The organism is Flavobacterium shii (genome assembly GCF_025847235.1).
Taxonomy (GTDB): Bacteria; Bacteroidota; Bacteroidia; order Flavobacteriales; family Flavobacteriaceae; genus Flavobacterium; species Flavobacterium shii.
Window position 1 is genome coordinate 1 of record NZ_JAOZEW010000031.1, and the last position, 21,186, is coordinate 21,186.

A 21,186-nucleotide genomic window follows, 5' to 3' on the forward strand; every position below is an offset into this window, starting at 1 on the left:
GAAGAAATAAATAACTAGTCAAACAATATGAAAAACCTAGGGATTCCTTATGCGATTGGATATTTAGTTGCTGGACTAGTCGGTTACCTTTATTATTATTATTATTATTTACTATAAATAAAATATTCTTTTGAGAAATAATATAGATAATAAAGTTTTAGAAGAACAATATAATAAGCTTTACAAACCTATTATTGAATACGGTTTTAGTGAATACAATTATGATTATCGTATAAGGAGGACAATAGATAAAAAAACGGGACTGGTTGTAAATGCAAGTGTATTAATGAAAGAAGAAGTAAAAAATAATTATCAATTTATTACTCAATTTGATCTAAAACAAATAGAATTTTAAATTAAAACTTGGAAAATGAAAAAAAGAAAAGAATTTATTTTTGATAATGTAATAACTTTTCATCCCGCATGGATGATACCCATAAGTATACCTTGCATCATTTTTTATGCTTCAATATATTATTTTTTATTTGGAGAATTTTTTAGGCTTCCAATTATATTAATTTTTACAGGACTATATATGGGAACTGGAATAATGATACTAAAAATGTTATCGATGAAGATAACATTATGGTTTGATGATTATTATCTATACATGAGAAAAGGAAAAAACAACCCTCAAAAATATTTAAAAAATGATATAATAGGTTTTTATTCTTATAATTATGAGACACTAACTCCTCAATTACTAAATTCAAAAATTTACATGCAATTTTATTTAAAAAACAAAAAAAAAATTTATTTCTATGATGTAGAATATAGAAGTAGGTATGAAAATAAAAAAGGAAGAGAACTGAGAAAGTTTCTCATTATTGCTCAACAAGAGCTAGGTTTTTCAAAAATAAATAAGAAAAGATTCCAAAATATTTATTGGTATAGTACCAAATAAATTATCTAAAATAAAATAGAATAAAATAAAATGAGTGTTTCATATATACCCAAGAACGTGTATGTTATTTGTAATTTCCAGAAAGATGCAGGACCCAGACAATTAATCCCCACAAGAGAAACAATTACAGTATTTTATGGAACTGACAAAGAGAGACCATTATTAACCATAGACGATCGAAATATTAATAAAGAGTTTCCATGTAAAAGTCCTACGAATGCAATGTGGAGTTTTTTGTGTTTTGGTGCAGGTCTTATTATTGGAGCAGCTTTAATATTGTCCGGACCAATAGGATGGGCAGTTCTTGCTATTGGTGTAGGTGCAATGGCATATGGATTATATCAATCAACAAAAATTGACCATATGTGTTCAGGAGCGTTAGGAAAAGGCAAATGGTGGATAGAACATGATACCGTAAAATTTGATAAAAAAAAAGCGATTACTCAAAATTCCTTGTTACTGTGTGATATTGGAGGATTATTAACTCCTATTTTTAGTTATGCTATAGCAAAAAAATACGCGAAACAAATTAATAACAATAATGATAAAGAAATAGCGCTTAATGCTGTAATGTCTCTTGTTGGAGGAGCTGGTTTTGTAGTTGCAGGACTAGAGATGGGAGTTGCTAAAACATTACTTTGGACAGGAGGAACTATGGCGGCAATGAATGTGGCAACTTATGGTGAAAGAGAGATTATTAGAAATAATTCTTTAGAAGATAATAAACATTACCAAGACCTTAACAATAAAGTCGATGAAAATAGTTTAATACCCTCTTATATAAAAGATCCTTTAGCAGCGACTCCTTCAGACATTTCTAGTCCGGATATCTTGGAACTAGATAAAAATGGAAACTTAACTAGCAGAGATGGAAAAACCCCAATCTTTCTTAATGGGAAATGGTATGTACAAGATTGGCAACAAAATATTACAGAAATAAAACAAGGAACAGAGTTATCCAAAGATTTATCAGTTTTAGAAGGGATTGATTCAAGAGAAGTTTGGAAAACTCCTGAAGGAAAAGTAATTGTGGAAAATATTCGAAAAGGAAAATATTCTGAATCTCTCATCCAAACCACAAAAGATGGTTCGGGTACAGTACGTCCAAGAAATCTACCAATCCTTGCGGAAGAGTTACCAAATGTCAAAGTTCAAAACCTAAAAAATATTGGAAAATTAGGAATTAAAGGTGGGGGAGCAATAGCTTTTATCTTTCCTTTTATTACAACTTATTTTTCTGAAGAATCTAGGAAATTTTTAGCAGAAGCAATGGAAGAAGATATGGATAATGGAATTAGTATAATGAGTAGAAATTGAAATCCCCGATTTTTCCATTTAATTAAATTCATTAGTAAAAGTTTCGGTGTGGCAGGGGAGAAAGAGGGGCTAAATATCAAATCTAAAATAAAATTTAAAGCAAAAAAAAACGGATTAGTGAGACCAATCCGTTAGTTTAATATGTTTTAAAACAACTTAATGTTTTAACTCTTTATGAATTTCGTATTTGAATTTCCTTTGTTAGAAATAATTTTAATCAAATAATTTCCTGAAGACAAACTAGAAACATCAATAGTTTTTGTATGTGTTGCATTTGGAACTACCATAATTAGTTGTCCAAGAAAATTATAAATCTGTATTGATGATAATTCAATATCATCCTTTGTACTTATATTTAGTATATCTTTAACTGGATTAGGATATAAAATATAGTGCTTTTCAAATGAAAAATCTTTGACACTTAATGTTTTACTAATAGTCGTTGTAGGTATGTTTGTTGTAATTGCGTTGTTATAATCAAAGAAAATATTTGCCGAGCCACCAAATGAATCCCCTGAAACAAGTGAGGTTTTTGTTTTTATTTTAAAGGCCAAGTAACCATCATTATTAGCATCATCAAAAGGGAGATTGATATTTTCAAATTTAAACTCAACTTTGTTATTATCTAATATTTCTGTTGTAAACAAATGACTTCCACTCAAAGGATACAAGGTATTAATATCATATTTATTTGTATCAATAATATCTTTTACGATTATATTTTGTGCAGGATATGTACCTGTGTTTTCAAAACGAATTATATAATGTACATAATCCCCAACTTTAGTTTGTGAAATGAAATCTCCTTCAACACATGTTTTATCATTTGGATCGAATGAATTTACAACAATCTGATCAAAATAAAATTTATTATCATCCGGAGTTTGATCCGTTTGTGATGAAGAAATTTCCGTTTTATACTTTAATAACATCCCCCCATATACAGGAGGAGTTTCCATTGGTGAATTTACGTTTAACACAACTAATATTTCTCTTGTTTCCAGTGGATTTAAGTTAGTGAAATTCCATTTTAAATTGCTATTAGATTGATTCGAAAAACGAGGATTAGTTTCTACTACATCTATAATTTCATCCATAAAATCAAAAGAAACTGTTCCTGAAAGCTGCTGATTACCTTTATTAGAATATACTATTTTATATTTTGCATCAAATCCAGGTCTTGCAGCAGTCAAAGGTAAAATGCTAATTTCCAGATCAGGACGGACTCCATTTGGAGTAATACAAAAATTACCATTACGCGGACTTAACTCAGAAGGAAAATCCACATTAAGACTAGTAGGAGTTACATTAAAATAAGATGGGTTTTCAAAAACTGGAGTTATTGTATGAGCTCCATTTAGTAATGTGATTGTATAATTACCAGTAGTATTTGTTATAAAACTTTTTGTGCTTTGAGCCGATGAAATATTCATTTTTAGATTTGCAAATGCTACATCATTCAAATCACAACCATTATTATTTGAATCTAATTTATTATTACCCTGAACAAATTTATAGTCTTGCCCTAGTAATCGTATAAGTCTGCCGGCTGGAACTCCTTTGTAGCTATTAAAAGAACCGTAATAGATAAGTTTACCATCTGATTGAGTTATAATTTTAGCATCATCATCTATTTCATTATTATTAAAGATATTGTAGAAGGTACTATCCAGACTGCCATTTGTGTTTAGTCTAATAAAAAATTTATCTTTATTATCATAACCATTATATGCAGAAATTAATAACTTATCATCAAGTTGAATGCCTGAAATAGATATTCCAAATCCACTACCAGGTGATATATAATTAAATGAATTATCTAAACTACCATCTGGATTCAATCTCAATATAGTTGGTTTATTACCGATTGAACCTGAAGCCATAATTTTTCCGTCTCGCTGAATTATAATTTTTTGCAGGTTTACTTCAGCTTGAGTAGTTAATACAAATGAATTGTCCTTTGTCCCATCACTATTAAGTCTTATAATTGAAATATTATTTTTAAAATTTCCTGAAATTAGAATTTTTCCGTCAGATAAATTAAAAATATCATACAGAAATAACTGCCCATCATTATTACCTATCCAACTACTTTTAAAGCTCTCATCAAGAGTACCATCAGAGTTTAATCGTATAAGACCTGCGCAAGAAATCCCTTTATACTTAGTAAAAGCCCCTCCTACAAGTGTTTTTTTATCAGATAATACAACAACTTTATGCACTTCATAATCAAACCCGGAACCAACAACAAATGAACTGTCTCTGCTTCCGTCATAATTTATTCTAACTATTCTATTTGTGGTAATATTGTTAAAGTCTGTAAAATTACCTCCTAAAACCGTTTTCCCATCAGTTTGCACCGCTATAGAATTAATATTATTATAGTTATATTGATCATTAAATCCCTTTAAACCACCAAATGTTAATGATTCATCTTGACTACCATCACCATTTAACCTAATCAAACCTGAATTTGCAATACCATTATAGCCATAAAAACTTCCTGAGACCATAATTTTGTCATCAGCAAGAACTGTTACTGCATTGACGATTCCTGAATCAAATCCAACACATCGATTACTAAAAGAACTATCTTTGCTTCCATCACTATTTAATATTAAAATCTTATTTACTGATAGATTATTAAACTGTTTGAAGTTTCCAGAAACTATAATCTTTCCATTGCTCAATAATTCTATATTTTGCACAATATCATCGGCTGCATTTCCAATTTTAAAAGTAGTATCTTGTGTTCCATCAGAATTTAATCTAGTAATATTTCTTTGGATATATTTTTCATAAGAAACATTACCACTAGTAATAATTTTACCATCTGGTTGGACAATAATTTTTGACATTCCAAGATCTCTATAAGCAATAAATTTATCTGATTTAAAACTTGAATCGATAGTACAATCGTTATTTAATCTTATTATTCGATTAGAATAAACATTATTTCCCTCTTTGTAATTTGCTGCAATTAAAATTTTTCCGTCAGGTTGCGTAGCGAAACTATATAATGTGTTTATTACATCAAGTTTTGGAGTGATATCCAGATCCAAACTTCCGTTTTTATTTAATCGGACTATTTTATTATATGCATCTCCAGCATCATTAGTTGTGATTCCAAAAACAACAATTTTTCCATCAGGTTGTAAACTTATTTTGGAAGAATTTTGAAAGAAAGTTACACTGGTAACAAAACCAGTATCTTGACTTCCATCTTGGTTCAGTCTAACAGTTCCCTCTCTTGAATTAATAATCCCAGTCACTAAAATTTTACCATCAGATTGTACTTCAATGTTAGGTCTTGAAATAGTAACTCCAGGAGCTAAAGTGAATCCTTTATCTATACTTCCATCTGGATTTAATCGTATAATTTTGTTAGCATTTACTTGATTATAAGAAGTAAAAGAACCTATTACTATTATTTTTCCATCCGGTTGAATTTTAAAATCAGACGCCACTCCCTTAAAACCAGTTCCTGTATTAAAACTTGCATCTAAAATATTATTATCAACTCTTATCAATTCGTTGACACCTGAATTAGATTTCCATTTTAGTAAAATTATTTTACCATCTCTCTGAATTCCGGATTTAATAACATCATTGTCGATGAAATAGTTCCCTAGCGGCAAACTAAAAGTGTTAAAACTAGGATCTCTATCTGCAGGGTTTTGCGCATAGCAATTAAAAATAAATAAATAGGAAAATAAAAAGTATAGTTTTTTCATGTTAAATTTTTCGTAAATATATAATAAATTAAGTATTTAAATATTTTTTTTTGAGGTAACAAACTACTTATTTTGCGAATTTTACTTGCTATTAAATTTAGCTTTTCACTCTTTCAAATCACTTAAAAGTATTATGCTAAAAATACCAAGTTTTTATAAGCTTTTGTGTTACTAATAGATGAAATATAGAAAGCTTTTGAATGTTATCATCACTGTATTATATTAAGGAGTGAAGATTAAATATAAAATAATTTTCCAGGAGTATTAATTTGGCAGCAAATCTGTCCAGATAATATCCACATCTGTCCATTGTAATCAGGATAAGGTCTTAGTAACTTTGTGTGTAAATAATAAAGTTTCATATTACAATAATCCAGATGAACAGACTTAAATTAATCCGATACCTACTTGCTCTTATAATTATTTGTCTAATGGCAGGAGTTTCGGAGTGGCTAGGGGAGAAGGAAATCCTTTTTCCGGAGATGGCAGCATTAGTACTTGGTTTATGGGTTGTGGATAAAAAAATATGGACAGTAGGAAGACCTATGTTAGTTGTATTAATGACAGTTTGTGCTGTTTTTGGAATCCTAATTGTTCGTTATTCTCCATTTCCTTTGCTTGTAAATATTGGAATTTCCTTCGTCTTTACATCTCTTTGCCTTAGCATAACGCGTACGACTTTAATCCCGATAACATCGGCTGCAATGCTGCCTGTATTAATGGGAACTCATTCATTTGTTTATCCTGTTTCAGTTTTTATCATGAGTATTTTAGTCGTTTTCGGACAATGGTTGCTGGTGAAAAATAAACTACGACAGATTATTACTTTAAATACAAAAAAGGGACATTATGTCCATAATCCTAAACACTGGATAAAACTACTCTTTTGGCTTTTGGCAATAGCTGCAATCCCAGTTTACTTTGGGAAAGTCTATTTTATTGTACCTCCATTGGTGGTAATGTTTATAGAATTTAGTTCTTCGTCTGCGGGGTTTCGTAATCGTCCTATACAAATTTATTTCATAATGATAATCTCGGCAGTTTTAGGAGCACTTTTTCAGTATTATTTACATATTGTATTAGGTTTGCCACTAGTATTTACGGTACTGATACTGTTTGTGTGTCTTTTTATTTTTTTCGAAATCGCAGGAAAACCTTTTGCTCCAGCTTGCGCAATTGCACTTGTTCCTATGATAATTCCTCAACAAAATTTATTGTCTTATCCTTTTCAGGTAGCCATTGGGGCAGGAGTATTTCTATTTGTGGCAATGATTTTTTTTCTTAAATGTTACCAATGGAAACGTACACATCTTCTAGTTTGTTTTGTACCTCAATTTATCAGATACAGAATAGAGCGCCCAAAACGCACAACTAAAGAAATCGAGTGATAAGCTAGTTTGTAGTAGAAAGATTAACAGTAAAGTTTAAAAAAAAAGCGATAATTAGTGATTTGTGGCTAACTTTTAATCCATTAATCTGTGGCAGAAAAATTAACCGCAAAGGGGACAAAGATTTACGCAAAATTTCGCAAAGTTTTAAAAAAAAATTAGCGATCATTAGTGCGATTCGCGGCTAAGTTTTAATCATTTAATCTTACCTTATTCTATTATAAATAAACCCATTAGTGGCTTTTGCTGTTTTTGATTATCAATATTTTTGAGTAAAAAAGAAATGCAGAGGTATTCCATTGATTTTAGAAAAGTTGATAAATTAGTACAGGAAAATTTAGAAAGAAGAAATATCTTATTTAACAAAAGGATCAATAAGGTATTATGGATTATAATTACTGCCTTAACAGCACTTTTGATATCTATATAATTATGCTAAAAGCAAAGAAAAAATGCTCTGTAAAATTTTTACAGAGCATTTTTTTTTAGTTTAACTGACGATATCATTTAAAGCTTGAAATAAATTTAAAGGATATTCTGCAATTCTATTACATAAATACAAATACCATTCTTTACCATATACAAAGTATAATTTTGTAGCATAACCTTGTTCTTTCAGAATTCTTAACTGATCGTTTTGGATACCATATAAACTCTCAAATTCATAAATGTCATTACTTGTTTTATACTTTTGAATTAAAGCGATAGTTTCTTGCTGTATTAAGGAGTGATGAGTAGCAATTGCACATCTGTGATTTTTGGATAATAACTGATCTACAAAATACAAATAGCGTTCATTCAATTCCGAACCTCTGGCAATAGAAAGATGTTTAGGCGTATCAAAAGCACCTTTAACCATTCTTATTCTTCCTTTTTCCTGAATTAATTCTTTAAAATCATCATTTGTTCTGTGTAAATATGCCTGTAACGTAATTGAAGTATTTTCATATGTTTGAGATGCTTTTTTATAGATCCCAATAATTGCATCTGTTATTTCGACATTTTCTGCGCTTATAGTTACTTCAATGTTTTGTTTTTCGGCCTCCTGGCATATAGTAGCTAAATTATTAAAACACAAATCGTGTGAAATTGATAGCCCAATATGAGAAAGATCCAGAGAAATTGTAGAATTAAGGTTTTGATTTTTAATACTTTGAGCTATTCTAATAAATTCAGAGGCAGCATCATTGGCTTCTTTTTCTGTTTGGGTATTTTCACCCATAAATTCCATAGAACACTTAAATCCTTCTTTATTTTGTTCTTTGACTTTAAGAATTGTTTCTTCTAATGTTTCCCCTCCAATAAATCTATCAGCAGCTTTTTTGATTGTTTTAAATAGTACTTCGTTAGAAAGAATATACTCTTTTGCCTTATCATTCATTGCTGCTTTTCTTAAAGCATTGGCTCCCATCAATATCAAATCTTGTTCCATGTAATCTTGCAATTTTTATTATTTATATCCCGATTTAGTTTTCTAATTTTTATTAAAAATCAAAGCTCATTTTTTAATGAGTTTATATAATTGAATATTTCATTTTCATTCCTTTTATAATATGTCCATTTTCCATGTCTGGTAGCAATTAAAAGGTCTACTTTATGCATCATAGCCAAATAATGTGATACAGTCGATTGTGACAAACCTGTTTTATCCTGAATATGACAAACACAAACCCCGTCACTAAAATCAGGCACATTTACTTGCACAGGAAAATTAGCCTCAGGTTTTTTTAGCCAATGCAAAATATCAATCCGAGCTTGATTTGATAATACCTTATTAATTTCTATGATATCCATATCACAAATATATATATTTATATATCGAAATATATCGATATGTTTAAATGAAATTATAAAAAATGTTTAAGCTAAATAAACTCAAATTAAAGTAGCGTATTTACTGATCTAAATTCGAACTACTCAACCAAGTTAGCATTTTGGTTCTTTTTTCCCTGCTTACAAAAATCTCTTTATCGAAAGGCAGTAATAAATTTACTTTTAGTTTACGCGGAAAGTAGTCTGTAGCATCTTGTATTGCATTACGGTTAACCAAAAACTGCCTGTTCATTCGAAAGAAAACTTGCTGAGTCTTTTTTTCAAGATCTTCCAAACTATCATTAAGAATATAGCTTTTACCGGAATGAGTAAGCATGGTTGTTGTCTCATTTTCGACATAAAACAACGCTATTTTATCAAAAGTAAAAGGCAATAATCGATCTCTAAATTTTACCATAAGAGTACCGCTTCCTTTTTGTTGCATACTCGATAAGCTCTCAATAGCAGTTTGATATTGTAAAGAAAGCTGATGCGACATAATTTTTTTCATGTTCTTAAATTTTTCTACCGCCAGCTTTAAAGCCTCATAACTAAAAGGTTTTAGAATGTATTCGATTCCATTTGCTTTAAAAGCATCCAAAGCATACTCATCAAAAGCGGTACAAAAAATAAGAGGAACTTGTAAAGGAACAGCCTGAACAATTTCAAAACTCAATCCATCTCCAAGTTGAATATCACTAAATATAAGGTCTGGTTGCGGATGCACTTTAAAATAAGAAATTGCTTCCTTGACAGAACCTAAAATAGATACTATCTCAAGATCTGAACTAATCTCTTTAAGGCTGGCAGCCAGATCTTCGGCAACCAGAGTTTCGTCTTCAATTATTATTATTTTCATGTGTGCCTATTTTAAAGCTTACAGAAAAAGTAATCCCGTCGTTATTAATCATAATCTCATTTCCGGACCAAATTTGGTAGCGTTCAGCAAGATTTGCCAGACCACTTTTAAGCGAGGTTTCTCCAAATTCTTTGGTATACATCGTATTAGATACCGATATATAAGCTCCTTGCTGCTCTATGATTATGCGAAGAGGATGCTGTTTTGTAAATTTATTATGTTTTATCGCATTTTCGGCCAATGGTTGTAATGAAAAAGTAGGGACATATGCTTTTAGCATCTGCGGGTCATTAATTACGATATCCCATTCCAGCGCTTCGGTAAAACGCATTTTTTGCATCTCAAGATAATTCCTGCAAAACTCAAGTTCTTGTTCGAGTGTTGTAATCATACTTCCGTTAAGTGACACTGCTGTACGCAAAAAACTAGCAAGTTGAATGAGATAATGCTCACCAAGATTGAGGTCTTTCTTATAAAGCGCTTTTAGAGTATTGAGTGAGTTAAAAAGAAAATGTGGATGAATTTGTTGCTTTAAAAGTAGGTTTTCGGCTTCTGCAGAACGCAATTGTAATCTTGAATTTTCTAGCTCAGTTTGTGTTTTTGCAAGTCTTAGTATCGCAAAATCCTGTAGAAGCAATACCAAAGTAGACAAAATAAGTGCTTCTATTAAAAATGTAGATAACAATGGTATATTATAAATACTCCATTTAACTCCTGCCAGCTTGGCAAAAAAGGGCCATAGAATTAATTGAAGTAAAATAGAAACACTAAAACTGGCAGTATAACGCCATAATCTGAATTTGGATATATTATTAGGAAATCTTGCTGCACATAATTTCAAGATATAGGATAGTGAGAAAGTAACAAGGAATATGTAGCATCCGCTTTTTATGGTCATATAAAAGATAAGACTAGTCGAATTCCTGAACATAATAAGAAAAAACAAGGCAAGAAATGACACTAAGAACGTAAGGAACAAATTCATTTTATAGATTTCCTTCAAAATCTGTGGACTGAAGGATTTAGCAATATTGCTCATGATTATAGATTTACATTTTAAGGATTGAGATCTTACTATTTCTTATTCTAAATAGGATTAATTTACAAAAAAATAAGATCATATCGCACTATTCTTTGATAATATAAAAATACCAACTACTTGTGCAGTTGGCATTTTACTCTTTTCATAATGAAAACCAAAATGACTTAAAAAATGTAAAAGAGACTGACTTGTGCGGTATTGTTCTGGAAATCTGTATTTATTGTTGTCGATTTTATTTTACTAACATCTGTAAGTCCCATATAGTATCTAGCTCCAATACCAAGACCGTTCGGTAACTGATAACCAATTCCTCCTACAACTCCGGCATCAATTTTTTCTCCGAATTTATCACTCGTTATAGCTTTAAAATTCTCGGAAGCCAAAATTCCAAATTGTGGTCCTGCCTCAATGTATAATCCGAATTTTGTTTTATATTTTAATACAATAGGCACTGATATGTAAGATAGTTTAAGGTCTTTTTCATTTGATAACGCTCCTTTTAATTTAGCACCCTGAGTTGAGAATAAAAATTCTTCCTGAATAGAGAAACTTTTATTGATATCAAATGCAACTATTGCACCTGCATGAAACCCAACTAGTCCTTCAGTTTCAAAATTAGCATTGTTAAAATCACTGTAGTTTGCACCCGCTTTAAGACCAAAATGAAGTCTGTCAAAAAAGCTTTGGCTAAATGCAGATGTTGTGGATATAAGGATAATACAAAGCAAAAATAATTTTTTCATGATTTTTATAATTTTAAATGTTGTCTGGCAAATCGCCTTTTTTATTTTGATGGTACAAACATAAAAAGCATTGGAGACAGACAAATAAAAAACATGGGCGAGACGGACAAAATTGAAGGGGAAGTGTGCGGAGTACTTTTTTTAACAGGATTATCCAGCTTTACAAAATTGTATTTTACTACCAAAAAAAGCAAATCTTCTTCTATTTATAAGTTTAAATTTATTAATTCCGAAGATTTTTGTAATACTATTTACATTATGGAAAACAAAAGCAATTTGCGCCAATATTTATGCTAATAATATTCAAATTTAGATTATAATTGTACTTTTTACACAGAATAAGAATTCGATTTTTAAAACCTGTTTTGCTTTGAAGTACTTTTACCTACATTTAATAATTGCCTTAGTTTTTTCCTTCTCTGTTCATTCTCAGGATTATCCGGTTAAATTTCTAGATATATCCGATGGTTTGTCCAATAACTCTGTTACAACAATATTTCAGGATAACGATGGATATATGTGGTTTGGTACTTACGATGGGCTAAACAGGTATGACGGATATAATTTTAAAGTATTTCGCAACCGTATTAATGATAAAAAATCATTACCATTTAATACCATTTATAATATCGAAGGAGATTCTAGAAACAATCTTTGGATAGGTGGTACTCAGGGAGTCTGTATTTATGATAAAAAAGCTTCCATCTTTCATTCTGCTAAATATGTAGTTTCAAACAAAAAACCAGAGACCTTAAAAGATATTATCCATCAGATGAGTTCTGTCTCGGATAATCTGGTATTAATTGCGTCTCAAAATTTAGGTTTGATTACGTTCGAAAATGGTTCTTTTGTCGGAAAACATATTTCGCTTAAAGCATCGGAAAATAGGGATATTATCAATAATTATGACGCGATTGCAATTCAGGATGATAAGAAAAATGGGCATTCCTGGATTTATGTAAAAAACGTAGGTGTTTGTAGTTATAAATATGGATCTAAGAGTTTAAATGTCGTTTTTCCGCTTTCTATAGAAGTTAAATCTATGAAACTTACCAGAGATGGGAATTTATTACTGGGAACCGATGAAGGACTTTTTTTATTTAATACAAAATCAGGTTTACTATCAGAGAATTATTTCTCTAACAAATGCAGTGTAACTGATATTCTTGTAGATAAGAAAAATGAAATATGGATTACAACAGACGGTTGCGGAATTTATAAAGTTATTGGCACTAATAAAAAAGCAATTCCTACTAATGCAATAAAAGAGAACCAACTGGCAAAAAGTAATTCGGTTTGGAGTTTATACGAAGATAAATCCGGAAATAAATGGTTTGGTTCTTTGCGAGGCGGAATAAGTATGTTGAGCAACACTACAAAGTATTTTAAAAGCATTAGATATAATGCAAAGGATCCTGCCGAAAATTTTATTCTGTCATTTTGTGAAGACGAAAAAAACAATTTGTGGGTAGGAACAGATGGTGCCGGATTAAAATATTGGGATCGCAAAAATAATAAATATATAAATTATGGTAATAAACTTTCGAGCAATTTTATAACGGGTATCATCCGGGATAATAATAACGATATTTGGCTTTCCTCATGGGCTTGCGGTGTAAATAAGATTAACACAAAGAATAATACAGTAACTCAATATTCCTGTTACAACCCGTTTACAAAACAAACGGAGAAAAATATTTGGTTTGTATATCAGGATTCCAAAGCAAATATATGGGCGAGCGCCACAAACGAAGGTTGTCTGTATCTTTTTGATAGAACTAAAAATAGTTTCTCCCTTTTTGATAAATCGATTAATAATTTACAGTCCTTTACCGAAACCAGTGACGGGAAGCTTTGGGCTGGGAATTATTCTTCTTTATTTTCTATCGAAAAAACAACCCATAAAATCAATAAAATCGCCATTGGTAATCCTATAAGAAGCATTCATGAGGACAAGGATAAAAATTTGTGGCTAGGTACTCAGGAAGGTGCATTATTGCTATTTGACAGACTAACAAATAAGTATAAAAGATTCACTATAGATGATGGCTTGTCGTCGAATACGGTTTTAAGAATACTCGAAGATAAAGAAGGGAATTTATGGATGAGCACTTACAATGGTATTTGTAGATTTGATAAAAAAAGAAAAACATTTAGAAATTTCTCTGTGAATGATGGTCTCCAAAGCAATCAGTTTAGTTTTAATGCAGGACTTAAATTATCTACAGGAGAGTTTGTGTTTGGTGGAATTAATGGTTTTAATATCTTTTTTCCGGAAGCAATAAAAGATTTTAACCAAGAGAATAATTTATTACTAACTGATTTTTATGTAAATAATCAACCAATCGAAGAAAGTAATACGGAAATGGTATCGGAGTTAAATTCTGATAAAATTAAAGAAGTAAATCTTGCATACGATCAAACCTCTTTATCATTAGAATTTGTGGGGCTGGATTATAACAATGCCGATAAAATAAATTATGCATATTACTTAGACGGATGGGACGAACAATGGAATTATGTTGGACAATCCCGAAAAGCAAATTATGCCAGATTATCTGAAGGGAAATATGTGTTTAAAGTAAAAACAACAAACTTTAAAGGTGGATGGAATAAAGAAGAAAGTCTTGTTACTATAGTAGTATTACCACCTTGGTATAGAACATGGTGGGCGTATAGTTTATATATACTTGCTGGTATTTGGGTTGTTTTGGGTTACATAAAGTATAATAAAAACAAGGAAAGATTAAAATATAAAGTAAAAATTGCCGAGCTGGAAAGAGTAAAAGAGAAAGAAATTGCCGAAAAGCAATCGTCGATGTTTACCTATATATCTCATGAATTTCGAACTCCACTTTCTCTTATTATAAATCCATTAAAAAAAGCGGTTCAGAAAGAAAGTGTTCAAAATGGCTCATCGGGAAGTGATTTGGCAATTGCACACAGAAATGCCAGAAGACTTTTGAGTTTGGTAGATCAGTTATTGCTTTTTCGTAAAGCCGAAAATGATGGAGATCTTCTTAGGCTTTCGACTATTAATGTGAATAATTTATGCAATGAAGTATATCAATGCTTTGTAAATCAAGCCAAAGATAAAAATATTAGCTACAATTTTTATATTCCAGATCACGATGTTGAAATAATTGGTGATTATGAAAAAATAGAGATATCGCTATTTAATCTTATGTCCAATGCTTTTAAATACACCCCAATAGGAGGAGAAATTAGCCTTAAGCTTACAGAAAATGAAAGAGATATACTTTTGGATATTTCGGATAGTGGTTCTGGAATTGAGAAGAATGATATCGAAGTGATATTCGAAAAATTTAAACAAATTAACTCCAAAGCATCAGTTGGAACAGGCTTTGGAATCGGACTTTTTATCGTGAAATATTTTGTAGATAAACACAAAGGTTCTGTAAGTTGTAGTAGTGAAATTGGGAAAGGAAGTATATTTAAACTAACTTTTTTAAAAGGAGACAATCATTTTAAAGATATTGAAGTTTCTAATGTTGTACCGCAAAGAAGTCAATTATTTGATGAGCTTATTGCTGATGATTCTGAAGAAGAAATTTTACTTGTTACCAATGGAATTTGTGATGATAGATTTGATAAATTACTACTTACCGATAAGCGTACCATATTAATTATTGATGATAATACAGATATAAGAAACTATCTGATAAAATTATTCTCCAAAGCATATCTGGTTTATAGTGCCGAAGATGGAGAGGAAGGTTTAAAATTAACCAAGAAACACATGCCCGATTTAGTAATTAGCGATATTACTATGGAGGGAATGGATGGTCTCGAATTATGCCGAAAAATTAAAGAAAATAGTAACCTGTCGCATATACCAGTAATATTATTAACTGCATCCCAAAATCCCGAAACACATCTCCGGGGAATAAGCGATGGGGCAGACGATTATATCACAAAACCATTTGATGATGATATTCTTGTTGCACGCGTGGAGTCATTATTAAAAAACCGAAGTAATTTGCGTAAATACTTTCTGGATAGTATAACGCTTAAAGAAAACACTCAAAAAGTACCATTAGAATATCAGGAAATGCTTAAAAAGTGTATTGCTATTGTCGAAGCCAATATTCATAAAAGAGATTTTACAATTAAGAATTTTGCACTGGAAATGGGAATGAGCCACAGAACGCTTTACACCAAAATTAAAATTATTTCCGGACAAACTCTTAATGCTTTTATACGTTCGGTTAGGATAAGGAGAGCAGCTATGTTGATGTTAACCGAAAATATTAATATTACTCAGGCAGGGGCAGAGGTAGGTTTTGAAGATCCTAAATACTTTAGACAGCAATTTGTAAAGTTATTTGGAATTACTCCCTCAGAGTATATCAAGAAATATAAAAACTCCTTTAATGCCGATTTAAATATTATAAAATAGTTTTATTCCCTATTTCAATCCTATTAAATGAAACAATTTATCTCTTATTATTCAAAAAATGGATTCGTTATTTCTGTTTTTGATAATTGCAATACTATATCATATAGGATGTATAATTATGTTATGCGTAAAAAATCACACTATTTTTTTTACAATTATTAATTTATACCTTAAAATAATACTTGATTACGGATTTGACCACCTTTTTTTTCCATTTTACCCCTCCTTAAACTTTGCAACTAGATATTACTTTGCACAAATGGTAATATGTAAGTTATGTTACTGTATAATTTATAAGTGTTTAATTTTTCGGTGAGTCTTAGAATCTGTTTTAAGAAATGAGTTCCAATAAACAGAGGAATGTAAGAGATTATTTTACGCATTACTTATCATACCCGCAGTTGTAAACTGCGGGTTTAAACAAGAATAAAATTAGATCTAACTTAAAACCAAACCAAACTAACAAATAAACCTTAAACTTAAAGAGATGAAAAAAAATGTATTTTTATTTTTTCTTGCCCTTTTTGCCGTTCTTATTACAGGATGTCAAAATGATGAATCGGATTTTCCAGCTTCAGACAATCCCACGATTCTCTTATCAACCAAAGAAATTTACGGAGCACCCAATAGAAAATTTGAAATTAAAGCCGCTTTGGCAGATGATTTAGGTCTAAAAAGTGTACGAATTCAAATACCGGAATTGTTTTTAGATAAAACAATCACCTTTGGAACAGATCCTTTAATTAAGTCGTATGATTTAAGTTATTTCTTTGAGATACCTGCCAATAGAGGAACATCCGAAGCTTTTAAAATCAAACTAACAGTTACTGATGTTTCCAGAAACGCGGTCGATGAAAACATTAATCTGCGTTTGGATGGTGAATTTTCTGCCCCTGCAATAAGCATGATTACTCCCAAAGAAGGTGCTGTAATTTTATTATCCTCTAGTAATGAAATGCCTGTAAATTTTGTTGTTAACGATGATTCCGGAATAGATTTTATCCATGTAAAGTGTGAGGCACTTGATATCGACGAGATGATACAATTACAAGGATCACCACAATCATATACATTCAATAAAACATATACATTGCCAGTAACCGCCGCAAATTATGTATTGACAATTACCGCAAGAGATAAATTTGTGATACCAAATACAGGTACATTAAATATTAATGTGGTTGCTACCAATGAATATCCTGCAATCTATTTATGTGACCAACCAAAAGGCACCAATCTTACTACAGATGCTGTAGGTGTTCCAATGTATTTTCATGAGAAAAACGGACAAGATTTCGAATTCAAATATTATGCGGATAAAGACAATAAAGAGATTTATTTCTTAGGACAAGAGTCAGATTTTGCTCCGCATTGCTTTGGACTTAATGAAACAGGAAATCTCGTAGATGACGTTGTTTCAACTCCGATTATATTACCTACAAAAGGATATTATATTATTAAAGTTAATCCTAATACGCTTGTTTATTCGGCTACCAAATATACTCCATCGAGTAAAGTCTGGGCAGATATTGCCAACGGATTATGGCATGATGTAGAAGCGCAAAGAAGACCTTTTGTAAGTGTATGTGGTGCTGGTATTCAAGGCGCCGATTGGGATACTTGGACTGCTTGGGCTCAAACAGGATTACATCTGGCTAATAATCCGGATAACCCTTACCAACTTATAGGAGAATATGTACTTACAGGTACTATGGAAGCAACTTTTACAGGACAATGGTGGAGTCCATCATGGAGATTAATAAAAAACGGTATTGCAACAATGTCACCGGGAGAAAACGGTAATGCAAAATATCCTGCTGCTCCAGGAACGTATAAAGTAATTCTTGATACAGAATTGGAAAGAGCTTTTATAACAACAAAAAAATAGTTTGTTATATCATTTAATTAATAAAAATATCTTAATATGAAATATAAATTTATATGGTTATTTATTACCGTATTGTTCAGTGCAACAGCCATTGGACAGATAACAATTAAAGGAACAGTTAAGGATAAAAGTGCGATTCCAATTCCGGGAGTTAATGTACTTGTAAAAGGAACAACCACATCTACAGCAACCGATTATGATGGTAATTACTCCATTATAGTCCCTAATAAAGAAGCCCAGCTTGAATTCTCATTTATTGGTTTTACAACACAACTTGTAAAAGTAGACGGAAAAACGGTTGTAGATGTTGTGATCCAAGAAGCAAGTCAGGCATTGGATGAGATTATAGTTGTAGGTTATGCATCTGTCAAAAAAAGTGATGTAACTAGTTCTATTGCTTCGGTAAAAGGAAAAGACCTTCAAACAATGACAGTTGGTAACGTTACGGAGTCCTTACAAGGTAAAGTTGCCGGAGTACAGGTAACGGGAGCTGGAGGACCGGGAGCACAACCCCGAGTACTTATTCGAGGAATCTCTACAGTAAATCTTAATACAGACCCACTTTATGTAATAGACGGGATTCCGATGGGAACAAGTATTAATTTCCTGAGTTCTAATGAAATTGAGTCTATGGAGGTTCTTAAAGACGCATCTGCAAGTGCTATTTATGGTTCTCGTGCCTCAAACGGAGTTATTCTTATTACTACCAAAAAAGGTAAAATCGGAAAAGCCAAATTCAACTTTGATCTAAATTCGGGTATTCAAATTATGAATAACCCGTATAATATGGCCGATGCCGAGAATTATGCTACTATTATGAATAAAGCATATACCAATGCAGGATATTCGGCGTATTTGCCAAATCCGGAGCAATATAGAGGCAAAACTACCGATTGGTGGAGAGCAGGAATTAAACAAAGCGCCTCTATTGCAAATGGTTCTTTGGGAGTAAGTGGAGGATCTGAGAAGCATACTTATGCTATAAGTCTGAACTATTTTGACTCTGAATCTTTTTATGAAATAGGAGGATGGAAAAGAATTACAATGAGGATTGCTAATGATTTTAAATTCTCGGATAAATTCTCGGCAGGAATTACTTTAAATCCAAGATATGAAACTTGGGGAGCACCTACAAACTGGGCCGATTTTGATAAAATTGACCCAATTACACCAATCTACAAACCTGCAGATCAGTTAAACGGAACAGAAAACGAGTATAGCATCTATGCGCGTTCCCCATCGTATGTATGGAATCCTGTAGCAGCTGTAAAAAGATATGATGATTATACAAATTTATATAATCTTAATACAAACGCTTATTTACAATACACACCAATTAAAGGTTTGGTTATCCGTACGCAAGGATCTATTGAAGTTGGAGATAAAGTACAGAGTAAATTCAATCCCGACTTTATAATCGATGCTGCTCACGAAAAAGCAGAAATTAATAGTGTAGAAAGAATTGCAACCACAAATGTGGACTGGACATGGCAAACTACAGCAACTTACTCTAAAACATTTGCCGAAAAACACAATGCCTCTTTAATGATTGGTAACACGATGGAGGAGTATAATGGCTCCGATGTATCTGGCTACGGAGAAGGAGTACCTAATAACTCCGATTCTATGAGAGAGGTAAATGCTGCAACCAAAAACCGTAGTAGTAAAGGCAATAGCTGGTCTAGTTCTATAATGTCTTATATCTCGCGCTTTTCCTATAACTACGATGGTAAGTATTATGTAACAGGTACATTTAGACGTGATGGTTCTTCGAAATTTATGGCTAATAATAAATGGGCAAATTTCCCATCTGCATCTGTTTCATGGAGAATTTCGAATGAAGGTTTTATGGAAAGTACAAAATCGGTACTTAACGATCTTAGGTTTAGAGCAGGTTGGGGAAAAGTAGGCAATCAAAATTTACCAGATGCCGTTTATCAATCAAATATAAAACAAGGGTATTACACTTTTGACGGAAATGTTGTAGATACTTCCTATCCGTCTAGTATGGCAAATAAAGATATTAAATGGGAAACTGTAGAAGATATAAGTTTTGGTCTTGATTTTGGATTATGGAAAAACAAATTCTCTGGGTCATTAGAATATTATCAAAAGAAAACAAAAGATATGTTGTTCTTAAAACAATTCCCAACATATAGTGGTTTCCCTAATTACGCAACAATTTGGACAAATGTAGGGTCAATGGGGTCTAATGGTATTGATATATTATTATCCTATAAAGATAAAAAAGGGGATTTCTCGTATGGGGCAGATGTGACTTTTACAACAGTAAATATTAAGATGCTGGCTTTATCTACAGAAGGAGAAAAACTATATGGATCAGGTAACAGAACATTAACAACTAAGGGAGAGGAGCCAGGATTTTTTTATGGATATGTAGCTGATGGATTGTTTCAAAATCAAACAGAATTAAATGCGCATACAGATCAAAACGGAAACAAATTACAACCTTACGCACAAGCTGGTGATATTCGATTTAAGGATTTAAATGGAGATGGAAAAATTGACGATAAGGACAGAACCAAATTAGGTTCTCCGTGGCCGGATTATAATGTGGGATTGAATTTAAGTTTTGCATATAAACAATTTGATTTGATAGCAAACTTCTACTCAAGTATTGGAAATGACATCGTAAACCAAAATATTTCTGATTTATATAATGGTACAAGTTTAACCAATAAAGTAAGTGGATTGGAGCAAATGGCTTGGCATGGAGAAGGAACTTCTAATTATGTTCCTCGTTTATCCAAAGATGATAACAACGAAAATTTCTCCAAATTCTCTTCATTTTATGTAGAAGATGGTTCGTATGTACGTATGAAAAACCTTCAGGTTGGGTATTCATTCTATAATAAATTTGGATTTGACAAGCTTAGATTATCAGTATCAGGTCAGAACTTATGGACATGGACAAACTATACAGGAATTGATCCCGAAGTAGGAGGGGGAGACCCAGACAAAGGAGACAGAGTTAAAGGATCTGGTTTTGGAGGATGGAATTATCCAATTTTACCAACAGTTTTGATAGGTCTTAATGTAGCATTTTAAAAATAAAGAG

At 31.6% G+C, this 21,186-nt stretch carries 13 protein-coding genes; 7 read left to right on the top strand and 6 right to left on the bottom strand.

What is annotated here, in order from left to right; all coding sequences use genetic code 11:
* The first annotated feature begins 130 nt into the window (after positions 1-130).
* From OIU83_RS21595 to OIU83_RS21605, 3 genes are read left to right on the top strand one after another with little or no spacing between them, the layout of a single operon-like run.
* A complete protein-coding gene (locus tag OIU83_RS21595) occupies positions 131-355 on the top strand; it encodes a hypothetical protein (protein WP_264208343.1) in 225 nt (74 codons plus the stop codon).
* Between the two features lie 15 nt (positions 356-370).
* The gene (locus OIU83_RS21600; RefSeq protein WP_264208344.1) at positions 371-904 is read left to right on the top strand and encodes a hypothetical protein; all 534 of its coding nucleotides are present in this window, start codon (positions 371-373) and stop codon (positions 902-904) included.
* A 30-nt stretch (positions 905-934) separates the two neighbouring features.
* On the top strand, positions 935-2,221 hold the full coding sequence (locus OIU83_RS21605) for a hypothetical protein (RefSeq protein ID WP_264208345.1): 1,287 nt from the start codon (positions 935-937) through the stop codon (positions 2,219-2,221).
* Between the two features lie 164 nt (positions 2,222-2,385).
* Here the strand turns inward: OIU83_RS21605 and OIU83_RS21610 are convergent, their stop codons facing one another.
* Positions 2,386-5,955: a DUF7619 domain-containing protein gene (locus tag OIU83_RS21610; RefSeq protein ID WP_264208346.1), complete on the bottom strand. Its 3,570-nt coding sequence runs from the start codon at positions 5,953-5,955 to the stop codon at positions 2,386-2,388.
* 377 nt (positions 5,956-6,332) lie between these two features.
* On the opposite strand from OIU83_RS21610, the gene OIU83_RS21615 reads away from it, so the two are divergent.
* Entirely contained in the window at positions 6,333-7,343 is a 1,011-nt protein-coding gene (locus OIU83_RS21615; protein WP_264208347.1) for a hypothetical protein, read from the top strand.
* A gap of 490 nt (positions 7,344-7,833) precedes the next feature.
* Here OIU83_RS21615 and OIU83_RS21620 read toward each other — a convergent pair whose 3' ends face one another.
* The 5 genes from OIU83_RS21620 to OIU83_RS21640 form a co-directional block, all read right to left on the bottom strand.
* Complete coding sequence (locus OIU83_RS21620; RefSeq protein ID WP_264208348.1) at positions 7,834-8,775, bottom strand: proline dehydrogenase family protein; 942 nt, start codon at positions 8,773-8,775, stop codon at positions 7,834-7,836.
* Between the two features lie 59 nt (positions 8,776-8,834).
* Positions 8,835-9,137, bottom strand: coding sequence for an ArsR/SmtB family transcription factor (locus OIU83_RS21625; protein WP_264208349.1), 303 nt, complete (start codon positions 9,135-9,137; stop codon positions 8,835-8,837).
* Between the two features lie 100 nt (positions 9,138-9,237).
* Complete coding sequence (locus tag OIU83_RS21630) at positions 9,238-10,014, bottom strand: LytR/AlgR family response regulator transcription factor (protein ID WP_264208350.1); 777 nt, start codon at positions 10,012-10,014, stop codon at positions 9,238-9,240.
* The gene (locus OIU83_RS21635) at positions 9,995-11,053 is read right to left on the bottom strand and encodes a sensor histidine kinase (RefSeq protein WP_264208351.1); all 1,059 of its coding nucleotides are present in this window, start codon (positions 11,051-11,053) and stop codon (positions 9,995-9,997) included. Before OIU83_RS21635 ends, OIU83_RS21630 begins: the two co-directional genes overlap by 20 nt.
* A 167-nt stretch (positions 11,054-11,220) precedes the next feature.
* Positions 11,221-11,799: a porin family protein gene (locus OIU83_RS21640; RefSeq protein ID WP_264208352.1), complete on the bottom strand. Its 579-nt coding sequence runs from the start codon at positions 11,797-11,799 to the stop codon at positions 11,221-11,223.
* 370 nt (positions 11,800-12,169) lie between these two features.
* Between OIU83_RS21640 and OIU83_RS21645 the strand changes: the two genes are divergently transcribed.
* The 3 genes from OIU83_RS21645 to OIU83_RS21655 all read left to right on the top strand — a co-directional run bounded on the left by OIU83_RS21645 (position 12,170) and on the right by OIU83_RS21655 (position 21,176).
* Positions 12,170-16,219: a hybrid sensor histidine kinase/response regulator transcription factor gene (locus OIU83_RS21645; protein WP_264208353.1), complete on the top strand. Its 4,050-nt coding sequence runs from the start codon at positions 12,170-12,172 to the stop codon at positions 16,217-16,219.
* Between the two features lie 487 nt (positions 16,220-16,706).
* On the top strand, positions 16,707-18,107 hold the full coding sequence (locus OIU83_RS21650; protein WP_264208354.1) for a hypothetical protein: 1,401 nt from the start codon (positions 16,707-16,709) through the stop codon (positions 18,105-18,107).
* A 36-nt stretch (positions 18,108-18,143) separates the two neighbouring features.
* A complete protein-coding gene (locus tag OIU83_RS21655; RefSeq protein ID WP_264208355.1) occupies positions 18,144-21,176 on the top strand; it encodes a SusC/RagA family TonB-linked outer membrane protein in 3,033 nt (1,010 codons plus the stop codon).
* The last annotated feature ends 10 nt before the right edge of the window (positions 21,177-21,186 follow it).

What these genes read in the sequence shown, in the direction of transcription:
- OIU83_RS21600 (WP_264208344.1), top strand. Translation starts at nt 371, where the DNA reads ATGAAAAAAAGAAAAGAATTTATTTTTGATAATGTAATAACTTTTCAT.
- OIU83_RS21605 (WP_264208345.1), top strand. Translation starts at nt 935, where the DNA reads ATGAGTGTTTCATATATACCCAAGAACGTGTATGTTATTTGTAATTTC.
- OIU83_RS21610 (WP_264208346.1), bottom strand. Translation starts at nt 5,955, where the DNA reads ATGAAAAAACTATACTTTTTATTTTCCTATTTATTTATTTTTAATTGC.
- OIU83_RS21615 (WP_264208347.1), top strand. Translation starts at nt 6,333, where the DNA reads ATGAACAGACTTAAATTAATCCGATACCTACTTGCTCTTATAATTATT.
- OIU83_RS21620 (WP_264208348.1), bottom strand. Translation starts at nt 8,775, where the DNA reads ATGGAACAAGATTTGATATTGATGGGAGCCAATGCTTTAAGAAAAGCA.
- OIU83_RS21625 (WP_264208349.1), bottom strand. Translation starts at nt 9,137, where the DNA reads ATGGATATCATAGAAATTAATAAGGTATTATCAAATCAAGCTCGGATT.
- OIU83_RS21630 (WP_264208350.1), bottom strand. Translation starts at nt 10,014, where the DNA reads ATGAAAATAATAATAATTGAAGACGAAACTCTGGTTGCCGAAGATCTG.
- OIU83_RS21635 (WP_264208351.1), bottom strand. Translation starts at nt 11,053, where the DNA reads ATGAGCAATATTGCTAAATCCTTCAGTCCACAGATTTTGAAGGAAATC.
- OIU83_RS21640 (WP_264208352.1), bottom strand. Translation starts at nt 11,799, where the DNA reads ATGAAAAAATTATTTTTGCTTTGTATTATCCTTATATCCACAACATCT.
- OIU83_RS21650 (WP_264208354.1), top strand. Translation starts at nt 16,707, where the DNA reads ATGAAAAAAAATGTATTTTTATTTTTTCTTGCCCTTTTTGCCGTTCTT.
- OIU83_RS21655 (WP_264208355.1), top strand. Translation starts at nt 18,144, where the DNA reads ATGAAATATAAATTTATATGGTTATTTATTACCGTATTGTTCAGTGCA.